Source organism: Parapedobacter lycopersici, from assembly GCF_040395035.1.
GTDB classification, from domain to species: Bacteria; Bacteroidota; Bacteroidia; order Sphingobacteriales; family Sphingobacteriaceae; genus Parapedobacter; species Parapedobacter lycopersici_A.
This window is the reverse complement of record NZ_JBEBRB010000018.1, coordinates 1-21,920: the sequence shown is the minus strand read 5'-3', so window position 1 is coordinate 21,920 and position 21,920 is coordinate 1. Positions and strand designations below refer to the sequence as shown.

29 protein-coding genes are annotated in these 21,920 nt (G+C 45.6%); 4 read left to right on the top strand and 25 right to left on the bottom strand.

Going from position 1 to position 21,920, the window contains the following annotated elements; genetic code table 11:
• Position 1 precedes the first annotated feature (1 nt).
• The 17 genes from ABWO75_RS06025 to ABWO75_RS05945 all read right to left on the bottom strand — a co-directional run bounded on the left by ABWO75_RS06025 (position 2) and on the right by ABWO75_RS05945 (position 12,831).
• Complete coding sequence (locus ABWO75_RS06025; RefSeq protein ID WP_353183586.1) at positions 2–358, bottom strand: hypothetical protein; 357 nt, start codon at positions 356–358, stop codon at positions 2–4.
• Entirely contained in the window at positions 348–956 is a 609-nt protein-coding gene (locus ABWO75_RS06020; RefSeq protein WP_353183584.1) for a glycoside hydrolase family 19 protein, read from the bottom strand. The genes ABWO75_RS06025 and ABWO75_RS06020 overlap by 11 nt, the downstream gene beginning before the upstream one ends.
• On the bottom strand, positions 953–1,915 hold the full coding sequence (locus ABWO75_RS06015) for a DUF6712 family protein (protein ID WP_353183582.1): 963 nt from the start codon (positions 1,913–1,915) through the stop codon (positions 953–955). The genes ABWO75_RS06020 and ABWO75_RS06015 overlap by 4 nt, the downstream gene beginning before the upstream one ends.
• Entirely contained in the window at positions 1,915–3,264 is a 1,350-nt protein-coding gene (locus ABWO75_RS06010; protein WP_353183580.1) for a hypothetical protein, read from the bottom strand. Before ABWO75_RS06010 ends, ABWO75_RS06015 begins: the two co-directional genes overlap by 1 nt.
• Positions 3,264–3,563, bottom strand: coding sequence for a hypothetical protein (locus ABWO75_RS06005; RefSeq protein WP_353183578.1), 300 nt, complete (start codon positions 3,561–3,563; stop codon positions 3,264–3,266). The genes ABWO75_RS06010 and ABWO75_RS06005 overlap by 1 nt, the downstream gene beginning before the upstream one ends.
• 261 nt (positions 3,564–3,824) lie before the next feature.
• Positions 3,825–5,456, bottom strand: coding sequence for a hypothetical protein (locus ABWO75_RS06000; protein WP_353183576.1), 1,632 nt, complete (start codon positions 5,454–5,456; stop codon positions 3,825–3,827).
• Positions 5,456–6,133, bottom strand: coding sequence for a hypothetical protein (locus ABWO75_RS05995; RefSeq protein WP_353183574.1), 678 nt, complete (start codon positions 6,131–6,133; stop codon positions 5,456–5,458). The genes ABWO75_RS06000 and ABWO75_RS05995 overlap by 1 nt, the downstream gene beginning before the upstream one ends.
• On the bottom strand, positions 6,130–6,726 hold the full coding sequence (locus ABWO75_RS05990; RefSeq protein WP_353183572.1) for a hypothetical protein: 597 nt from the start codon (positions 6,724–6,726) through the stop codon (positions 6,130–6,132). Before ABWO75_RS05990 ends, ABWO75_RS05995 begins: the two co-directional genes overlap by 4 nt.
• A gap of 40 nt (positions 6,727–6,766) precedes the next feature.
• Positions 6,767–7,252: a hypothetical protein gene (locus ABWO75_RS05985; RefSeq protein ID WP_353183570.1), complete on the bottom strand. Its 486-nt coding sequence runs from the start codon at positions 7,250–7,252 to the stop codon at positions 6,767–6,769.
• 81 nt (positions 7,253–7,333) lie between these two features.
• Positions 7,334–7,537 carry a hypothetical protein gene (locus tag ABWO75_RS05980; RefSeq protein ID WP_353183568.1) on the bottom strand — a complete coding sequence of 68 codons (204 nt, stop codon included), beginning with the start codon at positions 7,535–7,537 and terminating at the stop codon, positions 7,334–7,336.
• 11 nt (positions 7,538–7,548) lie between these two features.
• Positions 7,549–8,109 (bottom strand): hypothetical protein, encoded by a 561-nt coding sequence (locus ABWO75_RS05975; RefSeq protein WP_353183566.1) that lies wholly within the window; start codon positions 8,107–8,109, stop codon positions 7,549–7,551.
• A gap of 31 nt (positions 8,110–8,140) precedes the next feature.
• Positions 8,141–8,545, bottom strand: a complete 405-nt coding sequence (locus tag ABWO75_RS05970; RefSeq protein WP_353183564.1) for a hypothetical protein — start codon at positions 8,543–8,545, stop codon at positions 8,141–8,143.
• Positions 8,546–8,601: 56 nt separating this feature from the next.
• A complete protein-coding gene (locus ABWO75_RS05965) occupies positions 8,602–9,714 on the bottom strand; it encodes a hypothetical protein (RefSeq protein WP_353183562.1) in 1,113 nt (370 codons plus the stop codon).
• Positions 9,715–9,752: 38 nt separating this feature from the next.
• Entirely contained in the window at positions 9,753–10,850 is a 1,098-nt protein-coding gene (locus ABWO75_RS05960) for a head maturation protease, ClpP-related (RefSeq protein WP_353183560.1), read from the bottom strand.
• A 99-nt stretch (positions 10,851–10,949) separates the two neighbouring features.
• Positions 10,950–11,390 (bottom strand): hypothetical protein, encoded by a 441-nt coding sequence (locus ABWO75_RS05955; RefSeq protein ID WP_353183558.1) that lies wholly within the window; start codon positions 11,388–11,390, stop codon positions 10,950–10,952.
• Positions 11,391–11,681: 291 nt separating this feature from the next.
• On the bottom strand, positions 11,682–12,140 hold the full coding sequence (locus ABWO75_RS05950; protein WP_353183556.1) for a hypothetical protein: 459 nt from the start codon (positions 12,138–12,140) through the stop codon (positions 11,682–11,684).
• 340 nt (positions 12,141–12,480) lie between these two features.
• The gene (locus tag ABWO75_RS05945; protein ID WP_353183554.1) at positions 12,481–12,831 is read right to left on the bottom strand and encodes a hypothetical protein; all 351 of its coding nucleotides are present in this window, start codon (positions 12,829–12,831) and stop codon (positions 12,481–12,483) included.
• A 60-nt stretch (positions 12,832–12,891) separates the two neighbouring features.
• On the opposite strand from ABWO75_RS05945, the gene ABWO75_RS05940 reads away from it, so the two are divergent.
• Positions 12,892–13,155, top strand: a complete 264-nt coding sequence (locus tag ABWO75_RS05940) for a hypothetical protein (RefSeq protein ID WP_353183552.1) — start codon at positions 12,892–12,894, stop codon at positions 13,153–13,155.
• 103 nt (positions 13,156–13,258) lie between these two features.
• Here ABWO75_RS05940 and ABWO75_RS05935 read toward each other — a convergent pair whose 3' ends face one another.
• The 8 genes from ABWO75_RS05935 to ABWO75_RS05900 form a co-directional block, all read right to left on the bottom strand.
• Positions 13,259–13,501, bottom strand: a complete 243-nt coding sequence (locus tag ABWO75_RS05935; protein ID WP_353183550.1) for a hypothetical protein — start codon at positions 13,499–13,501, stop codon at positions 13,259–13,261.
• A gap of 2 nt (positions 13,502–13,503) precedes the next feature.
• Entirely contained in the window at positions 13,504–13,635 is a 132-nt protein-coding gene (locus ABWO75_RS05930; protein ID WP_353183548.1) for a DNA methyltransferase, read from the bottom strand.
• A gap of 98 nt (positions 13,636–13,733) precedes the next feature.
• Positions 13,734–16,595 carry a BT4734/BF3469 family protein gene (locus ABWO75_RS05925; protein WP_353183546.1) on the bottom strand — a complete coding sequence of 954 codons (2,862 nt, stop codon included), beginning with the start codon at positions 16,593–16,595 and terminating at the stop codon, positions 13,734–13,736.
• Positions 16,596–16,607: 12 nt separating this feature from the next.
• Positions 16,608–17,105: a YfbR-like 5'-deoxynucleotidase gene (locus tag ABWO75_RS05920; protein ID WP_353183544.1), complete on the bottom strand. Its 498-nt coding sequence runs from the start codon at positions 17,103–17,105 to the stop codon at positions 16,608–16,610.
• Between the two features lie 109 nt (positions 17,106–17,214).
• Positions 17,215–17,586, bottom strand: coding sequence for a hypothetical protein (locus ABWO75_RS05915; protein ID WP_353183542.1), 372 nt, complete (start codon positions 17,584–17,586; stop codon positions 17,215–17,217).
• A gap of 102 nt (positions 17,587–17,688) precedes the next feature.
• Positions 17,689–18,132 carry a hypothetical protein gene (locus ABWO75_RS05910; RefSeq protein WP_353183540.1) on the bottom strand — a complete coding sequence of 148 codons (444 nt, stop codon included), beginning with the start codon at positions 18,130–18,132 and terminating at the stop codon, positions 17,689–17,691.
• Between the two features lie 268 nt (positions 18,133–18,400).
• Positions 18,401–18,973, bottom strand: a complete 573-nt coding sequence (locus tag ABWO75_RS05905) for a response regulator transcription factor (protein WP_353183538.1) — start codon at positions 18,971–18,973, stop codon at positions 18,401–18,403.
• Positions 18,970–19,179 (bottom strand): hypothetical protein, encoded by a 210-nt coding sequence (locus ABWO75_RS05900; protein ID WP_353183536.1) that lies wholly within the window; start codon positions 19,177–19,179, stop codon positions 18,970–18,972. Before ABWO75_RS05900 ends, ABWO75_RS05905 begins: the two co-directional genes overlap by 4 nt.
• Positions 19,180–19,353: 174 nt before the next feature.
• On the opposite strand from ABWO75_RS05900, the gene ABWO75_RS05895 reads away from it, so the two are divergent.
• The 3 genes from ABWO75_RS05895 to ABWO75_RS05885 all read left to right on the top strand — a co-directional run bounded on the left by ABWO75_RS05895 (position 19,354) and on the right by ABWO75_RS05885 (position 21,799).
• A complete protein-coding gene (locus tag ABWO75_RS05895) occupies positions 19,354–19,746 on the top strand; it encodes a helix-turn-helix transcriptional regulator (RefSeq protein ID WP_353183534.1) in 393 nt (130 codons plus the stop codon).
• Between the two features lie 496 nt (positions 19,747–20,242).
• Entirely contained in the window at positions 20,243–21,334 is a 1,092-nt protein-coding gene (locus tag ABWO75_RS05890) for a DUF8426 domain-containing protein (RefSeq protein WP_353183532.1), read from the top strand.
• 288 nt (positions 21,335–21,622) lie between these two features.
• Positions 21,623–21,799, top strand: a complete 177-nt coding sequence (locus ABWO75_RS05885) for a hypothetical protein (protein ID WP_353183530.1) — start codon at positions 21,623–21,625, stop codon at positions 21,797–21,799.
• Positions 21,800–21,920 lie beyond the last annotated feature (121 nt).

Here is a 21,920-nt window from a genome sequence, read left to right as displayed (position 1 = left end):
TCTACTTCCTCCTATTATTGATTTCGTTAACCGTTTCAGAAACTTTTTCCAATAACGGACGAATCTGTTGTACTGTACTATCAACTTTTGCTTTTGCGCTATCAGTATTTGATCGCATCTGCATCAGTTCCGGCTTCATTTGCTCCAGCAACCGGTTATAAATGAAATCTTCACTCCGTTTCAGCCTGGCTTCGCTGTCAACTGCACGGATATTATAAACGCGGCGAAGGTCATATCCCATAAAAGCAATCAGGACAAACAACCCTACCATCACAAAAGCCCTGGGCTTGCTGTCAAACAATCCCACCAATTCCGAGAAATTACGTACCGCCCAGTTAGGTTTCAAGTTATTCATCATGGTATATCCTTAGGTTTTTTTCAAAGGAATAGGCATACTGGGCTATTTTATCCGCCTGGTCGCTTCCGTTAACTACCGATCTTGCTTTTTTGTAAGAAAGCTCTCCTAATATCACACAACCTTTCAATTTCCTGCCGGTAAACCACCCTTCCAGCATCCCCCGGACCAAAATGATGGCGGATATTTCGGGATCCAATGCTAAATCCGGGTTGTTAAGCAGATCAATGCCTAACAGGTTTCCAATGCGTTTGTAATTGTCCTTCCAGGTCAGCTGCACCAGGCCGCGGCCGAAATAACTTTTTCCGGTCGCCGGATCGGGTAAGGCATAATTTTTACGTATCCGCTTCGCGTTATATAAGGACGTAACTATCCGGATAGCTTCAGCATCTGTTTTGGCAAATCCTTCACGTACCGGTGCCATTGTGCCGCCGGATTCATGGAATGCTGTTGCAAGAATGTAAGCAAGGAAGTTACTATTTGCAGGCCCATACAGTCGGAACATATCCGCGACCTTACACATGCCTTCTACTTTCGAATCAGATAACGATCCGATGAAAGGTGCAAGCCGCAATCCATTTAACAATATCTCCACCCTCATAAAAAGTAAATGTTTGAATCCTCCAGCCCATCATTGATGTCAGCCATCGGGGCAATTGACTGCTGGATGTATCCGGGAAAATCACCGATATGCTTATTAAGCCATTTCCTTAGCCGTTCCAATTCGGCTTCACCTTCGGTAATTAACCTGTTCATCACGCTGGCCATTACCCGCTGCTGCACCATGTTACGCTGTTCAATATTATCGCTGGTGCTGCTAAGGGCCATTTCACTCAACTGGTACACGCCATTAGCCGCAACTTCAACCATTTGATACGGCAACGCCTCGGATACCGACAGCGGTCCCAGTACGCGAAGCACACGTTCCATTAATTCCTGCCATATACCTGCAAGGCCACCGTTATTTTTTTTGCTTTTCAGTTCGGTAAAAACAGACGACCCCAATACCGGGGCAATAATATCCACTTCGACTTTCCGGATTTCCGAGCGCATTCGCTGGAATAGGTCGGCGGTGATTTTCACCTTGCTGTACATATCAAACTCAAAGGAGAAATCAACAAACAGCTGCATATACCTTTCGCGCTCCACGCTTACTTTCCAATTGGGGAAAGCCGCCGTATCCGCTTCCATCTGCGAAATACACTTTTCAAAAAATTCCCATCCACGGCGGTACGAATCGCGTTTGAACGCTACAATTTTTTTGTCGCTGGCAGGCAATAGGTGATCGCTTTTGCTTACGTGCATTCCACTGTCCTGGATCAAAAGGGCACCACTGCTGGAATATTCCGCTAAAGCCAAACTGACAGATGCAGCCCGGATGTATTCCATTGCAAGATGATCCCCGTGTGCTTTTAATTCGTCTTTAGCAGCACCGCCGATGATCCGGATAAAATCGCTTTCCGCCTCCACCAAAAAGGACTGGACACTGTCTAAACTCAAATCGACAGTTACGGCGCTGCACGCCTTTTTCAGTTGCTCGTCTGTTGTTACAAAATCCATTAGTTTGCGGTATCTTTAGCTGTTGAGTGCGATTTGTCAAGGGTTTCCAATTCGATTTCCACCGTGCGGAAAACGAGGCCGGGATACTTTTTTAACCAGCCGTTATATTCAGCGATGAAGTAAAGCGGTTCCAGGATCACGTCCCGGTACGGCTGCTGAAGTGCTACATAAATGTTAAAGGCAACGCGCTTATCCGAACCGCTTCCCCCTCCCATTTTCTTACCGGGGCCATCCCCCACCAGCGTAGGATCAACCCCAAGCGCGCGCATCAGGTGTTCGCTGGCTTCGCGGCTATCTTCCAGGTGTTCTCCTTCAATGGTATTCCGGTCAATTGGCGTGATATCCCATGCAGGAATGTCCTTACCTTCCAAATCTTTCCCGATCTCGGTAAGTATTGTTTTGCCCGCATTTTCGTCACCTATTACGGTTTTGTTGATCTCGTCAAGTTTCTTCCGCTTTGCATCCCGCTTTTCTTCAGGGGTCATTTTCTTCCAGTCGGGATAGATAGCGGGCCAGTAATTGACCGGTATGGATATTTTATAAAGCGCGGAAAAAACCCGCTTCATTTGATTGCGCTTAGTTCGCGGGATGCTTCGCGCAATTTCTTCCCAGCCACTTGTCAGGAATCCATTCCATTTTGCAAGCTGGTAGTAGGCTTTTCCCGGTGATGGATAGGAAACCGGATACACGAAGTTTGTTTTACTGCTTTTGCGGACATCTTCGACCCGCGTATTGCTATACGGGTCAATAACATCGAGGGGAAAGGTATCTGAATCGCTTGCTTTGGCATCCGGCCAATTGGCGTTTATATAGCACTTTTTCACGATGCCTTTTCCATCCATTTTGCCCCAACGGCAATAGCTTGCATCCTGTGTGCCCAGGTATGCTATTTTATCCCCTCCAGCGCCCTTTATCAATTCCGGGAATACATTCCAAAACCAAAAGAAATCGGTGGCGGCTTCGCGCATGTATCGCTTGAAAGTCAGGTCACCCAAAAAGGTTAAGATATCCGGATCGTCCACAAAGTCATAAACCAGTTTCCGCTTATTCGCATCCCAGCTTTTTACAAAAGGCAATACTTCCCGCCCCTGTAATGCACGCGCCTGCCAGTCAAGCAGTGAGGGCAACTCGGTGCTACGTCCAGCCGCTTCAATCACAAGTTGTGGAAAGTCATTATCTTCCCCCCAGTACGCCACGACTTCCGAGGCGTTCTCATCCTTTGGCTTCGGTGATTTAGGTTTATCTTTCAAGGGGTCCAGGTTTACCGGCCCGCCCATAGAAACAACAATTTCACCGTCCCCGATAAGGGCTAAATCGTCTGATATAAATTCAACTTTATCTTTTGCCATTATTGCGATATCCTCATTCCGTTAAAACGTGTAACCAGTAATGCATGCACCTTTACAATCCGGTCCCCGTCTACGTGCCGTATGTTCCTGGTGTAATTCGCGAAGTGATTTGGATTTCTTCCGCCCGTCTTTTTGCTCGGGCCGCCGATTAACACAGCCTGGTCAAGCGTAATTTTATTGCCGCCTGTATCATTCTTCTCATCGCACGTAACGAAAGTGATTGAAAACGGAATCAACTCCCCGTCCTCGCCCCGCAGCTGCATGGTGTTAAGCATATCACGTACGCTGATTATATCCATGCTCCAAAAATCCCCTCTCACGCGCACGCACGAAAGGACACCCAAAAAGGGAAAGGGATCCTACGCAATTTTGTGAACGGAAATTTTCACCAAAAAGTTAGTAGACAGCCGCTTGCTTTTTAAAACTGGAAATTTTTTGCGCCGTGACACGAAGTTGACCCCGCCACGCACTATCCGAAAGGGAAAGCGCGGTGTGCACTTTTGACGATATATGATTTTGGTTTTGGGGGTGGTTTATCCTTCCGATCAGTCGGGTCGTTGCTAAGAGATCAGCAGATCAGTCACCGGCATTTCATAGCCATAGTCAAAGCGGAACTTACCAATGTACAGCGTATCCAGTGCATCGGTAAGGTGCGGAGCCTCTTCAGGCTTCACGGAGTTATTAAGCTCCGGGCGTTTGTCTTTCTCAAATCCGTTCTTTCCCTGCCTTACCCCGCACGACTGCATGGATGTAACCAGGCTATCATTGTTTTGTCTGTTGATCCGAAGGGGCTGGAACCGGTTATCCTTTTCCTGTAATATCGCCTCCCACATCCGATACCTGGTCATGTGCATGGGCTGCACGCCGATGTTGATTCCGCGCACCTTCCATCCGTTCGCTTCAAATTGTCTCATCACTACTTCAGCCAGCGTTTCCAGCCTGGTTGCATCGGTTACCATAGCGGTGTTATCGTAAAAGTAATTTACTTCGTGGCAGTTATGCGGTTCATAGTATTTGCAGAACTCGTCAACCAGGTCGGTTAATACCTTCTGCTGTTCCCGCTTCACATACATGCTTTTCAGCACGCGGTAAGCCCGGTTGGTATCCTGGCCCGCCACCAGTGTCTTGATCTTTGAATTGTAGTCAAATGCCACGTCAATCGGGCTGCCTTTGATCAGATCGGCATCTTTACGACAATCATCGAGGGCTCCGGGAGGCAGATGGATACCCAGGCCCTCAATGTAGGAATAGTCGTATTGATCATAACAATGGTAGTCGGTGTCCAGTAGGTGGTAAAAGCTGTTTTCGACCAGGATAATCCGCTCATTCAATATAGCGGCTTTGAACACAGGTGTCAGCATTTCACGCCGCCACTGTAATATCTGCTCTACACCAAGGATGGCTAAGTTATCCAGGCTGCTGGCCTCGGAGTAATACACCGGATATTTAAGCCGTGCAGCATTCAACGCGCGCTGATACTCGTTAAACTTCCGGTTCAGGTACTTCTTTTGGCCCGGACGAAGATTCGGCAACAGCATCTTTTGAATGATCCTGTTCTGTTCATACTGCAACATCGCTATTTCCGCAATTCCCTCAATGTCCATCTGTTCACGCATATCCAGTATCCAGCGGCCTTTTGGATCACGCGGCATATCAGTGTACATAGTTACGGCATGGTGGAACGGCAGATGGCTGAAATGTTCCCGGTTTCCCCGGTTGATCGGCGCAATGTCATCGACATAGCGTTCATGGTTTAAAAACCGCGCTTCATCGCATATAATAGCATCGAGCGTTTTACCATTGGCCAGGCCGGGTTTATCCTGGCTGATCAGGTGAAATACATGGCCATTCCACCAAAATATTGAATACTCCGGGTGGAGTACCTTATACAGCGGCCGGGGGATATTTAGCCGATCCTGTGGCCGCGTTCGCACCCAGTAGTGTACGTTTTCATAATAACCGAGCGTTTCCCAGGCTTTCAGCAGCGGTGGCAGCGTACGGTCCAGCAGCTGCATGTAAGTGGTGCCTACGATTCCTGTTGCCCCCCTGGGCATCCAATTGGCAAACCGTATGGCCCGCTCAGCGATTGGCCCTTGTGTTTTTCCGGTACCACGTCCCCAAACGCCATACTCTTCCTTGCACAAAGTCAGCCGGGAACGCTTTTGCGGTTCGTTCAGGTATATTTCAGCCATTAGATTTCCTCCTCATCTACCCCGTCCACCTCTTCGGCATCTTCCACCAGTGTTTCAATAAACCCCTTTTTCAGCTGCTTCATCAGTCGGTCCTTCACGACTTCCACTGGCTCTTCCAGTGCCGGGAATCCAAGTTTTGACGGATCATCCAGCAATATCGGTTCACTTGGAATCAACTGGCTGGGATCAAATGTTTCACTTTGGATAGTACGGAGCCCTTTGATTTGGTTTAGCTCCTTAAAGAACGCTGCCGCGGCGCGGAAATCACCGGCAGCTTCAGCACGGGCCATCATCTCCTCACCCCATTCGATCTGCATGCCGCGGGCAAATTCGCGATCCTGTGGTGTTTCAAGCGAATTAAAGAACCTGTTGGATAATTCGATATCTATGTATGCCTGTCGGTGTGAAACGCCAAATTCAGTCCGAAGCCAATCGGCCAGCTCCTTCTTTTTCCACGGTCGTTTAAACTGGAAATCGTAAGGTTTCCCTGTATCAGTAGCATAACGCTTTTCTTTCTGAAGCTGCTTATTCCGGATAAGTGAATCGACACGCTCCATACGGGTCAACTGATCCTTATCGGACTGCCGAAGTCCGTCAAGTTTATTGGAAAGCCACGCCTTATAAATCCGGTCAAGCGGTCCCTCTACTTCGATGTCTTTCGCACGGATCAAACTCATATCCCACTCCTTTCCCTTCGCAGTTCTTCAAGCCTGGCACGCTTCTTAGCCAACAACTGTTCTGTTTTTGCCCGGTTGCGCAGCTCTGTCTTTTGGAGCCGCCTTTCGGCTTTGCATATTTGTACATAAAGCCGCTGCATTTCGGGTGTTTTGATCGACTTTTCCGCTACTGCCGGCATAGGTTGACCATGCTCATCGATGTAATCGATTTCAGCAAGTATGCGCTGCTTACTGCGCTGAAGGCGCAAGATTTGTTTGGCTATTTCATGACGCGCTGGTTTGGTCCGGCACGTATCCAATTGGTACATATTCCGGTCAATCTGCCGGTATGTTTGATCACGGTCGCGGCAAAGTTTCAGGTACTGCTTATTCGTGTTTACCGTTGTTTGTTCCGGTCGCTTGGCAGTACGTTCAGCGGGTCGAACCGCGGGTGCTGTCAATTTTGTCAGCTCTTCAAATAACTTATTCCGGGTGTAATCACTCGGTCTTCCGGCAAACAGTTCTTTCAAAAACTGACTGGTGCCATACTTTTCATAAAGTGCTACACCGGTAGCATAATCCTGATTTTCGAGCCACAGATGTATATCCTGCATGGCTCAAAATTGTGAAAGGGAAAGTCCTTAGGAAAGGACATCACAACCCGCCTTGACCAAAATGATTCAAAACGGTATAAATGATTCTTGCCTTGCGCATATCATAGAATAATTTAGCGCCAGTTATTAAGCAGGTGAACGCAGAAACACCGTAGCTTGAATATATAACTATTTGGCTATTAACAGAATTACTCCCTTCGACTGCGGAATTTATATCTAATAGAAAAACCCCCATAAAATTAAGGGTTATTGTCATGATGCCCAATAAAAAAATACTGGTGTAGGAAAAAAAGAACTTTACTAAGTATAGATGAAACAACTGTCTATTCATTTTTAAACGTTCAATTAACTCCCTTTCTTGTTCTTTTCTTTTTACTCTGCTTATTGTGTACTTATCGAGTGAGTGAAAAAACATTTTTTTTGTCAATGAATAAATAACATTGCTCACTATTGATATAACAACACCTCCAAATAATACGGAAACCCACCACGAAGGATTAGAAAGGTTAGTATAAATATCTTTCATAATTTAGATTTAGAATCCAAAAATAAAAAAAAACCACCGTATCCCTACGGTGGTTCAATCAAACTAACCAATTAACCAAATTTACCCCTTAGCAGTTGCTTTTGTTTCTTTTTTTCGCAGGTACATGGTCCCGGATTTGATCAGCTCTTCGGCTTTTGCCTTCGTGATCGTTCGGAAGTCTACCCGGCCGATCTTACTTTCCAAAATCGGCAAATGGGTGTTGATTACCTCGTATTCGTCCGCGATATCCGGGCTTAGCGTAAAACTTGATTCTACTTTACTCATAGTGATAAATTTTAAGGCCCTGCGGGGGCCGGAAGTTCCCCTTTGTAAATATAATACGGCATGTTACCATGTGCCTGGAAATTCACCCTTATGCCAGGTTCGCCAGTTGGACCCTGACCAGTTCCAAAGGCTCCGCCAGCAATGGGTTTTGCCAAAATTTCTTCCGAACCGATTTGAATCCAGTCACCACCGGCCATCCGCTTCAGCAGGATTAGCCCGCGGTAGTTTTTTATCGCTCCAGCTGTTCCCAGTACTGTTGCCGAAAGCTGCGGAAAAAAGAACTCCGCGCCGGTTTGAAAAACGCTGCTAAGTACTTCCCCAACTGATTCACCGGTTAATCCCGACTTATCAAAAAGCGGTTCCATGCGGATTGGGGATTTGCCCGCGGCCAAAACATGGTTCCCCGAAATTTCAACCAAGCTGGCAGCAGTTGTACCAGCGGGATCCGGTGCAGCAATAGTTGTCAGCCAGGACCGCGGAATAAAATATGCGATCTCCTGGATACCTGACCCATTGTCCAGCCCGTCTTTAAAGCTGGCTGCGAGATCGGTAATGCTATCGTAATCTCTCATAAGAAGAAAAATTTATCAGTGAATAATTAAATTACTTAATGGCTTCCACCGCTCCCGATTTGATTTCCACCAGGTATTCCTGAATACTTGGATCGGCTTCGATCTGATCTTTGGAGTACTTTTTACCGTTGATCAAAACACCATGTTTTACCTTGATTTTTGACGGCTTCACAGGAGCTTTTGCCGCTCCGCTCGCATTGGCTGCCTTTTCGGATTCAAGTTCAGCGATACGGGCTTTTAACGCCTGTACTTCAGCTGAATCGTCTTTTGCTGCCGGCGCGTTCCCCAATCCTGTCGATCCCCTTTCATCCGCACCCGCTCCACCAGCTTCCTGATTAGTGGCAGTTTCGGCCGTGGCTGCCGGTTCTACAACCGTTTTTACTGTCGTACCAGTCTTAGCGGCCGTTCCTTTCGATTTCGTTGTTTTTGTAGACATTGTTTTTTATTTAGGGGCTGATCGAACATCAGCCCCGGTTAAAATCCGATTAAAGTTTACGGAGCTAATACATCCACATCGTTGACCCAAATTGCTTCGAGATCACGGATTTGGAAGCCCATCGCAAAAAGTGCCCGTAGCTTGATAATTTCAAACTCGCTTTCAGGCATCAACCGTTCTGAATCCGACAATGAATCCGTGCCCAGGATTAAGTTCTCGAAAGGTGTCGCGATAATACGCTGGCTTGTACCCATCCACGTTGCCGGGACCAGCTCAACGTTCGGTCCATAGGAATCGACCGTAAAGTTTCCGTTCTCATTCCGCTGAATATATTTGCCGTAGCGTTCACGGTAATCCTCTTGGTACTTCCGGAATACATTATAGGATACATCTACGTTCAACCCGTTTTTAATATAGGGTGAAGCAACTTCAGCCAACACCTTCTCAATTTGGGCAACCGCGTTAGTGTTCGTGATAGCACCGGTGGCGATTGGCGTGATATTCGTTGCCGTGATCTCATCAGCAATAATCTTTGCCAGGCCATCAACGGAGGTTGCGAAAGATGTACGGGCACCTGCGACAGCGTAGTAAGCATTGTCGTTTATTTCAGCCGCGATTGATTTTGCAATGGCCTCTAAAACGAACTGTGCAAATGGGAAATCCTTCGGGTCCACTCCACGCCGCATTACTTCGGCCATCCAGGTATTACGATACTTCAGCACGTTGACACGCACATCGCGTTTCAATAACTCGACCGTAATTTTTCGCGGGATGTATTCCAAGTCACCAGCATCGGGTTCAAAAGTTTCCTCGTAGCCCTTAACGCCATCTTTCACCTTCAGTTTAGTCAGGTTCTCCGCATTCTTGATCCCCGGCATCACATATAAATCTTTGGCGATGTCAAGTGCGTTCCGCATCGTAGAAAACAGCTTCTTTTGGAACTTACCCAAATAGCCAACGAGCTTTGATATATCCGGCGTGTTTACACTGGGTATAGTTTCAGCCAGCATACCCGGTTTTAGGCGCGGGATCATAGACAGCAAGATCATTCCGACACCGAACGTCATCGCTGATTCGGAAACACCGAACACACCGGCCAAAAAGACCCCAAAAACGAAACAGACGATCACACTGACCGAAAATTCCAACAGGTTTAAAAGTTTCTTCATTTCAATGATATTTGATATTTAATTAGACACCCGTGACCTTATCCTGCAAAAAACGCTTGCGCTTCGCGGTCCCAGCTCGTTGTGAAATCCTCGACATTTTCCCCTTCACCAGTAGAAATAACGTCATCTTTTTTCGTTACCGGGCTGGTCGTTTCAGCAGCTGGAGTTTTCTTCAGCGCTTCGACTTCCTGTTCCAGTTCCTTAATGCGGTCAGCATCCTTTTTTGCCTGGGTCACCAAAGCATCGTTTTTCGTTGCCTTTTCTTCGGCCTCCTGGAGTTCACTATCCAGCACAAGGGAAACACCCTCAATGCCTGCTTCGGCGATCTCGGTGTTTACGGCATCCACTTGCTCTGCCGTCACGCTACCCGCGGCAACTTTTGCCAGGGCCGTGAGTTTTGAAAATTTATTACCAAACATATTTTCAGGTTTTGAATCCTTATCCAATCCGGTTATGGCTTTGATTTTCGCCATCACCTTATCCATAAATTGCGGCGAAGGTTCGTCCGTACGCGCCTGGTACCAGGCGGCTACTTCCTCCGGCTTCATATTCCGGACGTTTTCCGGCATTTCTTCGGCCTCATAATCCTCAATATGATCGATCAGCCCCTCTTCCTTTGCTTTCTGCGGGGTATAGTAGTGATCTTCATAATCCAGGTAACTTGACTTCGCATCAGCCAGCGTTTTACCCGTCCGGTCGGCTATCAGTTGGCCCAACACGTCATCGTAGGTATCCAGCGTTTCCGCTTCCTTCCTGAAAGCGCGGGCATTCCCATATTTCCCCGTGCTTACGGAATGAAGCATCATCAACGACCCTTTTGCCATGTGCACGTTTCCCTTTTTTGCAGCCAATAGAATCATACCGCCGGCACTGAAAGCAATACCGTCCACATAGGTGTGGACGTCCTTTTTGGAAGATTTAATTGCATTGAAAATTGGCAGCATATCCCAAACACTTCCACCGGGGGAATTGATGTGTACGTTGATGCGTTCGTGGCTTTTCTCCAGCTCGTTGAATTTCTTCACAAACTCACTGGCCTCGTTTCCTTCCCACCAGCTGCCGATCACGCCGTATATTACGATCTTGGCATCTTCACCCGCCTTTGCGTTTACAACTGAAAAAAATGGTCGCTTCATCTGCTCGTTTTAATTTCGGCACCGCCGTTAAGACGATGCCGAAAGTGTGACAACTATGGACTGCAAAAATGAAAAGCGGAGGGTGTTATAGAAAGGACACTACAACGCTGGGTGCGGTTGCTCCACCTTATAGCCGTACTCATAGTGCGGTGCGCCGGTATAGGCTTCCCCGGTGTCGCCTCCTTTGACGATGGTGACCGGGCACACGGGTGACCCGATAATATAATAGCGGCCGTTCATATCCCGGATACGCAATACCGATCGCTGTCCGATGTATGGAGCCAAAGTATTGTCCAGGGCCGTGGTCGGGTGTTGGATCCGGAATTTACCCTGATAGGTATACAGCGGTCCGTTGTCCGTGTCTGATTCTTCCGAAGCCAGGCTTCCGCTTTCCGGAAGGATGTCCACCTGGTTCCAGTTCTTTCCGGCCCGGAACACCAGCGGGTTGAAACCCGAAAAATCGGTCACGTGGGCTATCTCGACAACACTGAATATCGATCCAATGTTATCCCCTTCGTATAGTTTATGAATCTTTGCCATAGCAGCAAAGTGACACCGTTTTTATGGTTAGGGAAAGGACGGGAAATTACTCCAATTGATGGGCGGATTAGGATATGAAAAATGAAAAAATATTTTTTTCAGCCCAAGTATATAAAAAACCGTGGATAACTTGGACATCATGGACAATATAGCCGTAATTAACACTATATCAACACCTTGCATTATCCACGACCGTGGACACAAAAAACCGCCAAAAAACTCAAATAACTGAAAATCAAATGATTAATAATTTTTCTATTGTCCACGTGTGTCCACGGAATCGGCAAAAAATCATAAATTTAGGGTGGTTTGTGATGTTTGACCGGCTAAAACCGGGGTCATAAATTCCGTTTGCTGATCAGTTAACATCATCGGAATAACCAGCTGCGGGCGGACTTCCACATCCTTCGCGGCCCGCTCTTCCAGTCGCCTACGTTCGCGGTAATACCAGCGTTTCAGATTGTCGAATGAAAGGTGTTCCTCCTGGAAACCATAGAAGTCCTGGAAACGCCTGATGTTGAAGTCGACCACCATATCCGTTGCATTGGGGTGCTGACACCAGCGGTACATCTCCTGTTTAATCATCAGGTCAATGGCTTCACTGAATAGCTTCAGTTTTTCATTGCTTAGGTATCCGCCGTAAGTGCGTAGCCCGGATGTTCCCATGCAAACGTCATACGTTTCTCCCAGGCTTTGCTTCAGGCTGGGACGAACCTTTGCGGGGTCATCTTTAGCAAAAGGCTCAAACATCGATCTAAGTAAACCAGCTGCATAGTTTCGGTCCGAAATAAAAAGGACCGGCCCAAATTGAACCGTTAAATAGCGCTTCACATGCGGCTTAACCGTAATTCTTACAAAGTCGCTCATAGTCGTAATGTTTTAGTACCCTCAAATATAGCTATTTATAGATAAAAACAATAATAAAACAATAACATATAATCAAAACTTATATCAAAAACCGTGGACGCTCATGGATAACGATGGATATGGATTGGGTGGGTATTTAGTGGTATAAGTAAGTATATAATATTAATTATCAATACTATATAATAATAATAACCAGTTATGTCCATGCTATCCAAGCTATCCATCATGTTTTCAGCTTTTTCTTGCGGTGCAGCGCAAAATCATAATACGCGTCCAGTTTGCTCCGGAATGCCAGGTATTCGGCCGTCGCATCCCGCATTTTGCGCTTCAACTCTTTATCGCCCATTAAAGGGTTTCGTACCTTAAACCGATCACTATTGTCCCTATCTCCTTTTTTTGACAGGACGTAATACATCTGCCATTGTTCTTTGAACTCTTCCGGGGTGTACCATGATCCGGTTTCCGTGTCCTGAATCCAGCAGCCCGAATACCACGCATCTTTTATCAGGGCTAATACGGCACCAGGAAGATCATTTTTCTTTGTAACGTTATTTCTCCACGTTGGCGTTTCCATTACACAAAGTTATTACTAAATATATTAGTAAAACAAGTAGCTTTGAAAAAAAATTGAACAATGAAAGAAGCGATAATTACAGTGAGGGGTAAAACCACAACGATCAGATATATGGTACTGGATAGGCATGGTTTGTTTTATGCCCGTGTGACGTGGGAAAATGGTACAGAAACGTTTTTTTATAAAGGCATGTACGGCATTAAGAATCGCTGGGAAAATATCGGCATGCCGGATGATTTGATTCAAACAGTATCGGAGATTTTCAATAAAGAAACTCCGGTTAAGGATCACGTGGTTAACTATTGGAAGATGCCGCCTAAATAAAATAGCCCCTCACCGTAGTAAGGGGCTACCGCCACTTTTGGAAGTGGCTAAACCTAAACCGAATGCTAATATACAAAAAAATCGTTTGTGTCAATGGGCATGGCTACGTTGCGCTACAATCAAATACATCGTATTTCTGTGCCAGCTTAGGAACAAATACAAAGCTCACATGCGGGCACGAATAGACATAAGTCATTTCATATTCGCCTGATTGACGGTACTTTTCAATCGTTTCAAAAGCGATATCGTGGTGCAGCAGCAGGCAAACCTCATTTCCGCCCAATAGGATGATCGAAATGCTATAAGTCAACGCCTGGATGTCCAGTGTAATAGTTATTCTATTCATAATTACCCAACCTTAAATAAACCCATAACTTCATTAATTCTACTTTCGGCTATTTCCGCGTATTTAGGATTAAGCTCGATACCAAGCCATTTCCTGCCAAGTTTTTCAGCTACAACCCCAGTAGTTCCTGCCATACATTTCCAAAGCCATCTTGCATGCAACCGCAGAAGTTATCCCCGCTGACCACCATGCGACCGTAAACCCCGTCATTTTGTCTATTTCATGTATCATATTAAAACCCCGCTTCCTTTTTTACCTGCTCTTCCGACATCGCTACCCGCCCGTTATCAAATAGTGAGGGCCCATCACTGGCCGTGGCCATTGCGAATACCGGATCAACTCCATTTGCTGAAACATCCGCATTGACTTCATCATCCGGCAATCCCATTTCCCGGTATTTGGCTTTCAAGCCTTCCACCGTGTCGGATTTAATCAGGTCAATTCCCAGTTCCATGTATTTAAATTGGAGCGCCCATCTGTAAGCTCCGCCGAAAAATGTGCGATGCCTTTTAACGAACGTTTTCGCATCGCTCATTAGGTAGCTGTCGAGGGTGGATTTATCCAGGATATTGGGGTCTTTCCGCTTCTGCATGGCTTCGGCATACAGCTGGTATACATCCTGCACCCGGATATCCACATTTCCGTTTTTGAGCTGGTAATGGCGATCTTCGGAAATAAGGCCAGCCCCGGCCAGCTGCTCCACGATCTGCCAAAACTTGCTGGTATCGTCCGAGCCCCGCAGCACATGCCACTGTTCCATTACCATCTGTTTGCATTGGGACCGGAAGCTATCCAGGGAGAAAGGCAGCTGCTCATTTTCCAGTACAAGTTCACAGGTAGCGATAAGCACGGAATAATTACCCAGCATCCGTTCATCCACGTCATTGCTGTTAATCTCCACGCTCAATTCGTGCAGTACGCGTTCGTAGGTGTTCTTATACCTGTCAGCAAAAAGTTCGCGGTACTGCATTAAATGCAGTGTCAGGTGACTGATCCCCTTGTTTTCCATTTCGACCAAATTGCGGATCAGTTTACGGGCGGCCTCCGTCCGCTTGGTTTCCGAAAAAGTCATAAGGATAGTCCGGGTGAATAGCGCCGGTTCAACTGTCGGCATTTCCTGACCTGACAGGAAAACCGCCGATAGTATGGGTGTGCTTTCCGTTTGGAAAGTGTTATCTTTTTTGCCGCGCTCGTATCCAATACGGTCGAAGATGTTCTTTTGCGATTCGATGATTTTGGGGTGAAGGTTGTTTTTGTACTCATCCATCCACACCAGGGCGTTGGAGTATTGGGCCAGTTTCCGCATGAAGCCGACCACGGTACTGGCACCGCCCAGCATGATCGGGTCCTGGCCTTCGCCAAAAAGCCTCATAATGCTTTGGATCATCGTACCCTTACCGCTCCCCCGCTTTCCGTAGGCAAAACACAGCGGAAACCGCTGGCCATTCGCTTTGAAAATGATGTCCGAAAACAGTGCGGCCACATAAAACATCATCCCTATCCGGCCATTATTCCCAAACACTTTTTCAAAGAGCGATGCCCACTCCGGAAATGACACCTTACCCTGCACCAGTTTAAATTTCTTATCATTGGTATATAAATCCTCTTTTTCGGCAAACATCCGGCTCATTGCCGGGATGAAGTAGTTTTGCGGCCGGCCATCGTATTCGTGCTCCACAATACCAAATTCATCAATAGGCAGGAACGTTTTAAGTTTGGTATCGTAGATGCCGTTGGCAAAAGCATAAAAGCCGCCGCGCTTATTCCAGCCCAGGGTATTAACGAGCTTGGTCGGTTTCTCATCGCGTTGCAGCATATCCTGCAATCGTACCAGGTCAAAATCAGCACCCTTGAAAATGAAATTTCCGTGCCGGGCAATGATCTTTTTGAAGGTTCCGGAGCTTACAAAATCATCCGTATTCACGCGGATCACTTTGTCCAGGCCAAAAACATTTTTGATCTGTATAATCCGGTAGGCTTCATCATCACTGGTGGCCACGTGGTAGATGATCTTCATTTTGAAATTGGTGATCTCCCTGCGGACGTTTTTCAGGTCAAGCGAATAATAGGTGCCCGACTGCTTATTGAGCCAAATGCCGTATGCTTCGTAGGCATTGGCATCCTCTTCGTTCCCGATGATCTCCTTTACTTCGGCATGTACTTTCGCCTGTTCGATGGTCCGTGGTTTTTTGGTCAATATGTCGTGCAGGCTGCATAACTTGAAAAACTTGGCGGGCGTTTTAAACCTGGCATTTTTCAGCGCATCATCAAATTTATAATCTGCATCCTTCCTTTCGTATGCATCGTTGAACTGCACGGCGCGGTGATAAAGTTCGCGCGCATCTTCGCCCAGCGTGCTTAACGAAAAACCGACCATCAACCTGTCATCGTAATCGTTATCCGTGATATCAATCCTATCCCGTTCAATCTGTTCCACGCAATACCGCACCCGCTCCAGCTGACTTAGCGCATCCAGTCGCTGCGAAGCAGTTTGCCGCCGGGTTTCGGTAGCTGCATCTTCTTTTCTTTCAGGCACCGGTTCCGGATCCATCTTCGCGGGCGGATAATAAACTTTTGCCTTCGGGTTATAATAGGCATCCGGATCCCAGCTGACGAAACAGGCTCGGGCCACATCCTTCACCCCCTTATCGGGTTCAATCTCCAGGTTATCCGAAAAGAATGCTTTTAGCCCTTCAAAACTTACTTCATGATTTTTCGGCGATATACGGCACACCACTTTTAATCCGGCACCACTGGGACTGATAAAAAATGCCGACACAAAATCAATCTCCTTCAGCATCGGGCGCACCCTGTCGATTTCTTCCACGGACATCCCGTCAAAGTCGATGCAGATAAGCCCGCTGTGTTTCATCAGCGCATCATTTGCGCGTTTCCGGAATGTACCACTGAAGGTGAAATAGTCCAGGGAATTTTTAAGCACTCCGGCGGTATTGGGATCATCGGCCCGCCGTAGGCGTTCGATTGTTTCCCGATAGCTATCTCCCTTTATCTTATCGATAGCGACCGACAGGGATACGGGGATAAACGGCTTGGTGTTTTTGATCGGGCCTTTAAAAAATGAAAATTCAAGCATCAGCAATTAGGTTTAAAAGTGTTTGGTTATCTGTTGAAAGCGCATTAAAAAAAGCGCCTTAACGCGTTCAGGTTCCATGCTCTTCACGTTGTCGTTCAGCACCTTGTTTTCCCATTCCCATTCCAGCGAAGATTTATCCAATGCTTTCACGAAGGAGTCAATCCTGGGAGAAAAACCAAACTTCAGCCCGATGGCTTCCATCAGCCGGTTTTCAAGCGCCTGGAAGTCCGGCAGAAACTGTTTAATGGGTGTGGGCATATCCCCTATGTACGCTTCGCTGGCATCATGTAACAGCGCCTGGAGCCGCAAATGGGGCGGGCACATATCCGAAATATGTATGCAGTGTTCAGCAACGGAGTGAAAGGTTTTTGTGTGACCGCCGAAGCGGCACCGGTAGGCCAGGCCGTGGGCGATGTCCTCAATATGCAGGTGGGCCGGGCTGGGATCAAATACGTCAATGTATTCCCCGCTAAAGGTTCTTATGGCCCGGTTGGTTTCCAATGTTTCCATTTTACGTTTTAGGTTTTGCTGTAAAGCACGTTTTCTTCTGATTGTTTTAGATTCGCTGGCTGAAGGGCGGGGCGGAAAACTGCCGCCCCTGAATGCCCCTGTTATTAGCTTACGAAGCATTGGCCGGCTGGTTGGTGGGTGCCGATTGGTTGTTTGATTCGTGCAATTTCAGTTCGTGCAGGTTTGCACTGATCGCCCACATATCGCTGCCGTCATCCTTCCGCTGAAATTTCTTGCTGTTCAGGTAAACGGTAGCTTCAACCTTCTTTTCGTGCAGGTTGGTGTTCAGGCTCATTTTTTCAATCTTATCGTTGTATAGGTCAAGCTGCCACTCTTCGTCCTGACCCTTCTTTTCACCGAACTGATCTACATAACCGGGTACGAAAAGGATTACCGACTGGCGGCGGCCTGATCTGTCGTTGCCATAAAATTCCACGGGCAACACCCGTTTTACGATTCCTTTTAAGATAATTTTTGCCATGATAATTTGAATTTGAAGTATAAATTGAATTGATTAATTACAGGTTAAAATGGGGCGGGCCATCTGCCACGCCCCCCAATCCACTGATACGGCATATCAGCTTCAATTATGCTGCTGTGTACCCGACATTTCGCGTACGTGCTTCGTGCACCACTCCACAATGGGTAATATTACTTCCTGGTAATGCTGCCAGTACCGTGAACGGGGACGGGGTGCAAGCTGCTCAATGTGACCCCTGTCGGCCACCACTTTCGCACAAAGGCCCAATAGCGACCCCTGGTAATTATGCACCAGCATAAACAGCAGTTTGTCCACCGCATTCATCTTTTTGGCATAGTCGGTTCCCAGGTTGTACTGGCAGGCGTGCTGCCGCTGTAAGGTGTATTTGTGAAGGGTGTCGTAAATGTACTGCCGGGCCTTGCTCTTCCACAGTGAAATTGCATGCTGCTGGCTTGTTATGGGCAACTTCTGCTTTGGTAGCCGTGCCCGTTTCGGGTACTCCAGAATGAGCAGCCGTTTTTGGGTGTCCAATGATCCGATTAGCATGACGTACCCTCCTCTATTAGGTTTAGAAGTGAGGTCATCACTTCATTAATCCGGATGTCTGTTTTTTCAAAAGCATCGGTAGTCCATGTGTCAGAATAGGTTCCAGTTTTCGTATAGGATGCCTCGGAACTACCTTTGACAACCACACCGGCGAAGCACGGATAACCTGCCCCTTTATCGCCTCGACCGGTCACTAAAACCGCTATGGAGTGACTTCGCACAATTTGTCCCTTTCTAAAATTTTTCATGTTATGTTGATTTTTAGGGTTTATACAAGGTTTTTCCTCACCGCAAAGGCTGATATCTCCAGCTTACTGGCAAAGCCGCATTTCTGCTGGATGTTCTGCATATGGGTTTTTACGGTTTCCTCACTGATGTCAAGGTCACCTGCTATTTCCGAATTGGATTTACCGAGGCCGGTAAGCCTTACTACTTTTACTTCCTGTTTGGTCAGGTAGCCGGTGGCCACTGCAATTTGGGGACATAGCTTTCCTTCCATGTTACACTTTCCCCGCTTACCACAGTCAAAATACTCGGTATACTCAATGTTGCCGTTAGCATCGATATCCGGTTCATTATCGAACCCGCCGAACCGGCAAAGGATGTACTGCCGTAACATTTCCATTCGGTCTATGATATCCCACGCGGACAATGCTTTTATCGCTTCGGGATGGCGGATCATATCCGATTCCACCATATCAAGTATGTGCTCCGGAATTTCATCAAAAGGAATAGTTCGGCCGCTGTATAGGCACCATATTTCGCGCTCCCAATAATAGAACTCCACGCCTTTGTCCATTAGGCCAGCAGGCAATTTTTGGTTTATAGGGATGCCGTTCATGCCAAGAGATTTTTAAACCGTTCTTCCCGTGATTTCTTTGCTGTCAGGTACTCTTCAATTACCTCTAAAGCAGCATCTAACACCGTGTCGTTTTTTCGGTGTCCATTTAAAACCTGACTTACCATGCTGTGACTTAATCCGGTTTTTGTTGCGATTTTTTTCACCCCTTTTGGGGGCAACGCTTCTCTAATTTCTTTGAGCTCCATATATGGTACTTATTAGGGATTTAATGCACGGCACCTAACGGTTACCTTTGCGTTACAATATGGTTACAATTATGAGAATTATAATTTACAATAGCAACAATTAGTGACCATTATGTAACATTATTAGCCGCAACAAACTGATAGATAGGCAAATAAAATTATCAAATTTGTAACATGAACTTATCAATAGGCGAAATCGTAGCCGCAGATATTAAAAGGAGCGGCTTATCGGTTACATATGTGGCTCAACAAATGGGAATGAGTAGAAAGGGGTTAAGCGACATCCTGAAGCGGGACGATATGTCGTTGTCGCAATTGGCAAGCCTATCCGAGATTTTGAACAAAGACTATTTTGATTTATACAAATCAAAACACCAGCAAGAAACCGGGATTAAACTACCATCAGCGGTCGCGGAAGATAAAAATGAATACGTCCCTACGAATGAGCCAAAGATGTCGTTTACGTTGAACATTCTGGGCGGGTTCGACACCTTAAAAAAAGAAATTCCGGAGTTATTAGAAGTTATAAAAAATGAAACTGAAGCGAGGGGACTTCAACTCGGATAACTAATTAATGAAAGCCTTTACCTATGTGGAAACTGCAATCTTTTGTTTGCCTACTTCTTTTGTCAATTGCATCGTGCAAAAAAGAAAACTATCAACCCAGGACCGTTGAATTTACAATAAAGTCAGCGGAACCTGTGTATAAATATGAAATCAATCTATTCGATAAAGGTTTTGATAAGGGACTTATAAAATCGGTAGACAATCCCGATTTCCAAATGGATAATTATTCTGACAGAAAGTACCTGACAAACGGATCATTCACTACAAATGTGGGGGATATTGTTGTTATATCTGTCTATCGAAAGGACGGATTTACATTAAGACCTACTTTGAGTTTACGGAATGAAAACATGCCGCTTAGTATAGGAAGAAATCCGGAAGATAAAAATGAAGACTACGTATTTACGACATTAACCGTAAAATAAGTAAGATATTTGGCTAATGCCGAAAACTCCTACTATTACAATAAGCCAATTAACTTCATAACCTAAATTAAATGAAAGAAGTATTAGAAAAATTAGAGCAGAGTGTACGAATTATATCACCGAGCAGAAAATACTGGTTTGTAAGGACCTACAGTGGACGATTATTTGATGATTTTTTAGAGAGAAAGTATATCGGTATCGGATATAATCAAGTGCCTTATAACTATATCAAAGGAGCCAAAACGCGAAAAAGTGCCATGTACAAGGAACTCCATAGTTTTCTTCTAAACACGGAGAAACTGATTCTATCGGAGGCTACAAAATGGGCTAATCAACTGGTTAACTTTGAGCATAAGGTTAATATTGATGATATTGTAATCATTCCGCGGGAAGGCTCTTGGGAACTTGCGATTGGTGAAGTAGTCGGTGATACCTATTTGGTTGATGATAAAGGAACGTTTCGTTTTGAAGATGGGTATGAATCGTATCCTCAAAAACGAAAAAAAATCAAATGGTTGAAGGTTCTTAGGCGAAAAGATTTTTTGGGAGATATTAGTAACATTTTTTCATCTCACCAGGCAATTTCTAATATTTCCCAATATGGCGATATAATTGAAGGTAACATTTCTTCCGTTTTTATTCGGGACGATTACAGCTTTTTCAACATAAGAATTAATCAAGACGAAGAGATCAATGCTTTTGAATTAAATAGGTTATTATCCAGCATTACTTTTTTCTATAAAGAAGTGTGTAATGAACTGGAAATAGAGAATAACGAAGACCTAACCATAAAAATAAAAGTTCAATCTAAGGGTGGTATTGCATTCAAGGGAATAGCAATAGGAGGACTTTTGGCAATTGCTGGGATCTTTGCGATGAGCAAAAGACCAAATGTCTCAATACAAATTGGGAATTATATCAAGTTTGAAGGGGAATCGGAAGGTTTCCTACCTGCACTTTCAGACTTTTTAGACAGAAGTGTCGAACGACAATTAAAACTAAAACAATTAAGTGAGTCAAATGAGGCCTTAGAAGCATCTACTGTTGATGAGGAAGTACCTGAAGAAATTGAAAACACAGATATAATTGCTGATGATACCACCCGGTTGGACGTTTTAAACGAGGTACGTCCCGCTCTTGAAAACAATGAAAACGCGGATTAGAAAAAAGCCGAGTATATAATGGATGAAGCTTTTGAAAGAAATATTAAAGATAATATGACGGAGATAGCGATTAAGAAAAATGCAGTTATGCCATCCCCTATCTTTCGATCAATTTTCAGTACTGTATACGACAAGTAATATAGAGGGCTATAGAATATAACCATCTCAATTACAAACACGCACACAAGGTACAGGATTAGATAGGTTGCCATTTCAATACAAATGTAATTATACAAACTGAACTTCCAATACCTCTAAAACAATATTTTTCACAAAAGGTTTAATACGATGACTTTAGAAACCCTTGCCGACATCAAAGCAGCCCAGCATGTCATCATCATGCAACTTGCTTTTATCCGTCACCAGCTGGATCCCACACGACCGGCTGAATCCTACGCGGAAGAGATATTAAAGAATAAAATTGCCGAACAAAATCGAATATTAAACGAGCTAATTAAGGGCTAAAATCCCAGCTCATTGGCCACACCCAAAAAACGGCACTGATTTACAGCAAGATATAAAGGCTTAAACGCCCAGGTGGGCGCACACAATACACGCGAAAACTGTGTTTTTATATACGTGGACA

Excerpts from the sequence above, each read along its gene's own strand:
- ABWO75_RS06025 (WP_353183586.1), bottom strand. The coding sequence starts at position 358 with ATGATGAATAACTTGAAACCTAACTGGGCGGTACGTAATTTCTCGGAA.
- ABWO75_RS06020 (WP_353183584.1), bottom strand. The coding sequence starts at position 956 with ATGAGGGTGGAGATATTGTTAAATGGATTGCGGCTTGCACCTTTCATC.
- ABWO75_RS06015 (WP_353183582.1), bottom strand. The coding sequence starts at position 1,915 with ATGGATTTTGTAACAACAGACGAGCAACTGAAAAAGGCGTGCAGCGCC.
- ABWO75_RS06010 (WP_353183580.1), bottom strand. The coding sequence starts at position 3,264 with ATGGCAAAAGATAAAGTTGAATTTATATCAGACGATTTAGCCCTTATC.
- ABWO75_RS06005 (WP_353183578.1), bottom strand. The coding sequence starts at position 3,563 with ATGGATATAATCAGCGTACGTGATATGCTTAACACCATGCAGCTGCGG.
- ABWO75_RS06000 (WP_353183576.1), bottom strand. The coding sequence starts at position 5,456 with ATGGCTGAAATATACCTGAACGAACCGCAAAAGCGTTCCCGGCTGACT.
- ABWO75_RS05995 (WP_353183574.1), bottom strand. The coding sequence starts at position 6,133 with ATGAGTTTGATCCGTGCGAAAGACATCGAAGTAGAGGGACCGCTTGAC.
- ABWO75_RS05990 (WP_353183572.1), bottom strand. The coding sequence starts at position 6,726 with ATGCAGGATATACATCTGTGGCTCGAAAATCAGGATTATGCTACCGGT.
- ABWO75_RS05985 (WP_353183570.1), bottom strand. The coding sequence starts at position 7,252 with ATGAAAGATATTTATACTAACCTTTCTAATCCTTCGTGGTGGGTTTCC.
- ABWO75_RS05980 (WP_353183568.1), bottom strand. The coding sequence starts at position 7,537 with ATGAGTAAAGTAGAATCAAGTTTTACGCTAAGCCCGGATATCGCGGAC.
- ABWO75_RS05975 (WP_353183566.1), bottom strand. The coding sequence starts at position 8,109 with ATGAGAGATTACGATAGCATTACCGATCTCGCAGCCAGCTTTAAAGAC.
- ABWO75_RS05970 (WP_353183564.1), bottom strand. The coding sequence starts at position 8,545 with ATGTCTACAAAAACAACGAAATCGAAAGGAACGGCCGCTAAGACTGGT.
- ABWO75_RS05965 (WP_353183562.1), bottom strand. The coding sequence starts at position 9,714 with ATGAAGAAACTTTTAAACCTGTTGGAATTTTCGGTCAGTGTGATCGTC.
- ABWO75_RS05960 (WP_353183560.1), bottom strand. The coding sequence starts at position 10,850 with ATGAAGCGACCATTTTTTTCAGTTGTAAACGCAAAGGCGGGTGAAGAT.
- ABWO75_RS05955 (WP_353183558.1), bottom strand. The coding sequence starts at position 11,390 with ATGGCAAAGATTCATAAACTATACGAAGGGGATAACATTGGATCGATA.
- ABWO75_RS05950 (WP_353183556.1), bottom strand. The coding sequence starts at position 12,140 with ATGTTTGAGCCTTTTGCTAAAGATGACCCCGCAAAGGTTCGTCCCAGC.
- ABWO75_RS05945 (WP_353183554.1), bottom strand. The coding sequence starts at position 12,831 with ATGGAAACGCCAACGTGGAGAAATAACGTTACAAAGAAAAATGATCTT.
- ABWO75_RS05940 (WP_353183552.1), top strand. The coding sequence starts at position 12,892 with ATGAAAGAAGCGATAATTACAGTGAGGGGTAAAACCACAACGATCAGA.
- ABWO75_RS05935 (WP_353183550.1), bottom strand. The coding sequence starts at position 13,501 with ATGAATAGAATAACTATTACACTGGACATCCAGGCGTTGACTTATAGC.
- ABWO75_RS05930 (WP_353183548.1), bottom strand. The coding sequence starts at position 13,635 with ATGGCAGGAACTACTGGGGTTGTAGCTGAAAAACTTGGCAGGAAATGG.
- ABWO75_RS05925 (WP_353183546.1), bottom strand. The coding sequence starts at position 16,595 with ATGCTTGAATTTTCATTTTTTAAAGGCCCGATCAAAAACACCAAGCCG.
- ABWO75_RS05920 (WP_353183544.1), bottom strand. The coding sequence starts at position 17,105 with ATGGAAACATTGGAAACCAACCGGGCCATAAGAACCTTTAGCGGGGAA.
- ABWO75_RS05915 (WP_353183542.1), bottom strand. The coding sequence starts at position 17,586 with ATGGCAAAAATTATCTTAAAAGGAATCGTAAAACGGGTGTTGCCCGTG.
- ABWO75_RS05910 (WP_353183540.1), bottom strand. The coding sequence starts at position 18,132 with ATGCTAATCGGATCATTGGACACCCAAAAACGGCTGCTCATTCTGGAG.
- ABWO75_RS05905 (WP_353183538.1), bottom strand. The coding sequence starts at position 18,973 with ATGAACGGCATCCCTATAAACCAAAAATTGCCTGCTGGCCTAATGGAC.
- ABWO75_RS05900 (WP_353183536.1), bottom strand. The coding sequence starts at position 19,179 with ATGGAGCTCAAAGAAATTAGAGAAGCGTTGCCCCCAAAAGGGGTGAAA.
- ABWO75_RS05895 (WP_353183534.1), top strand. The coding sequence starts at position 19,354 with ATGAACTTATCAATAGGCGAAATCGTAGCCGCAGATATTAAAAGGAGC.
- ABWO75_RS05890 (WP_353183532.1), top strand. The coding sequence starts at position 20,243 with ATGAAAGAAGTATTAGAAAAATTAGAGCAGAGTGTACGAATTATATCA.
- ABWO75_RS05885 (WP_353183530.1), top strand. The coding sequence starts at position 21,623 with ATGACTTTAGAAACCCTTGCCGACATCAAAGCAGCCCAGCATGTCATC.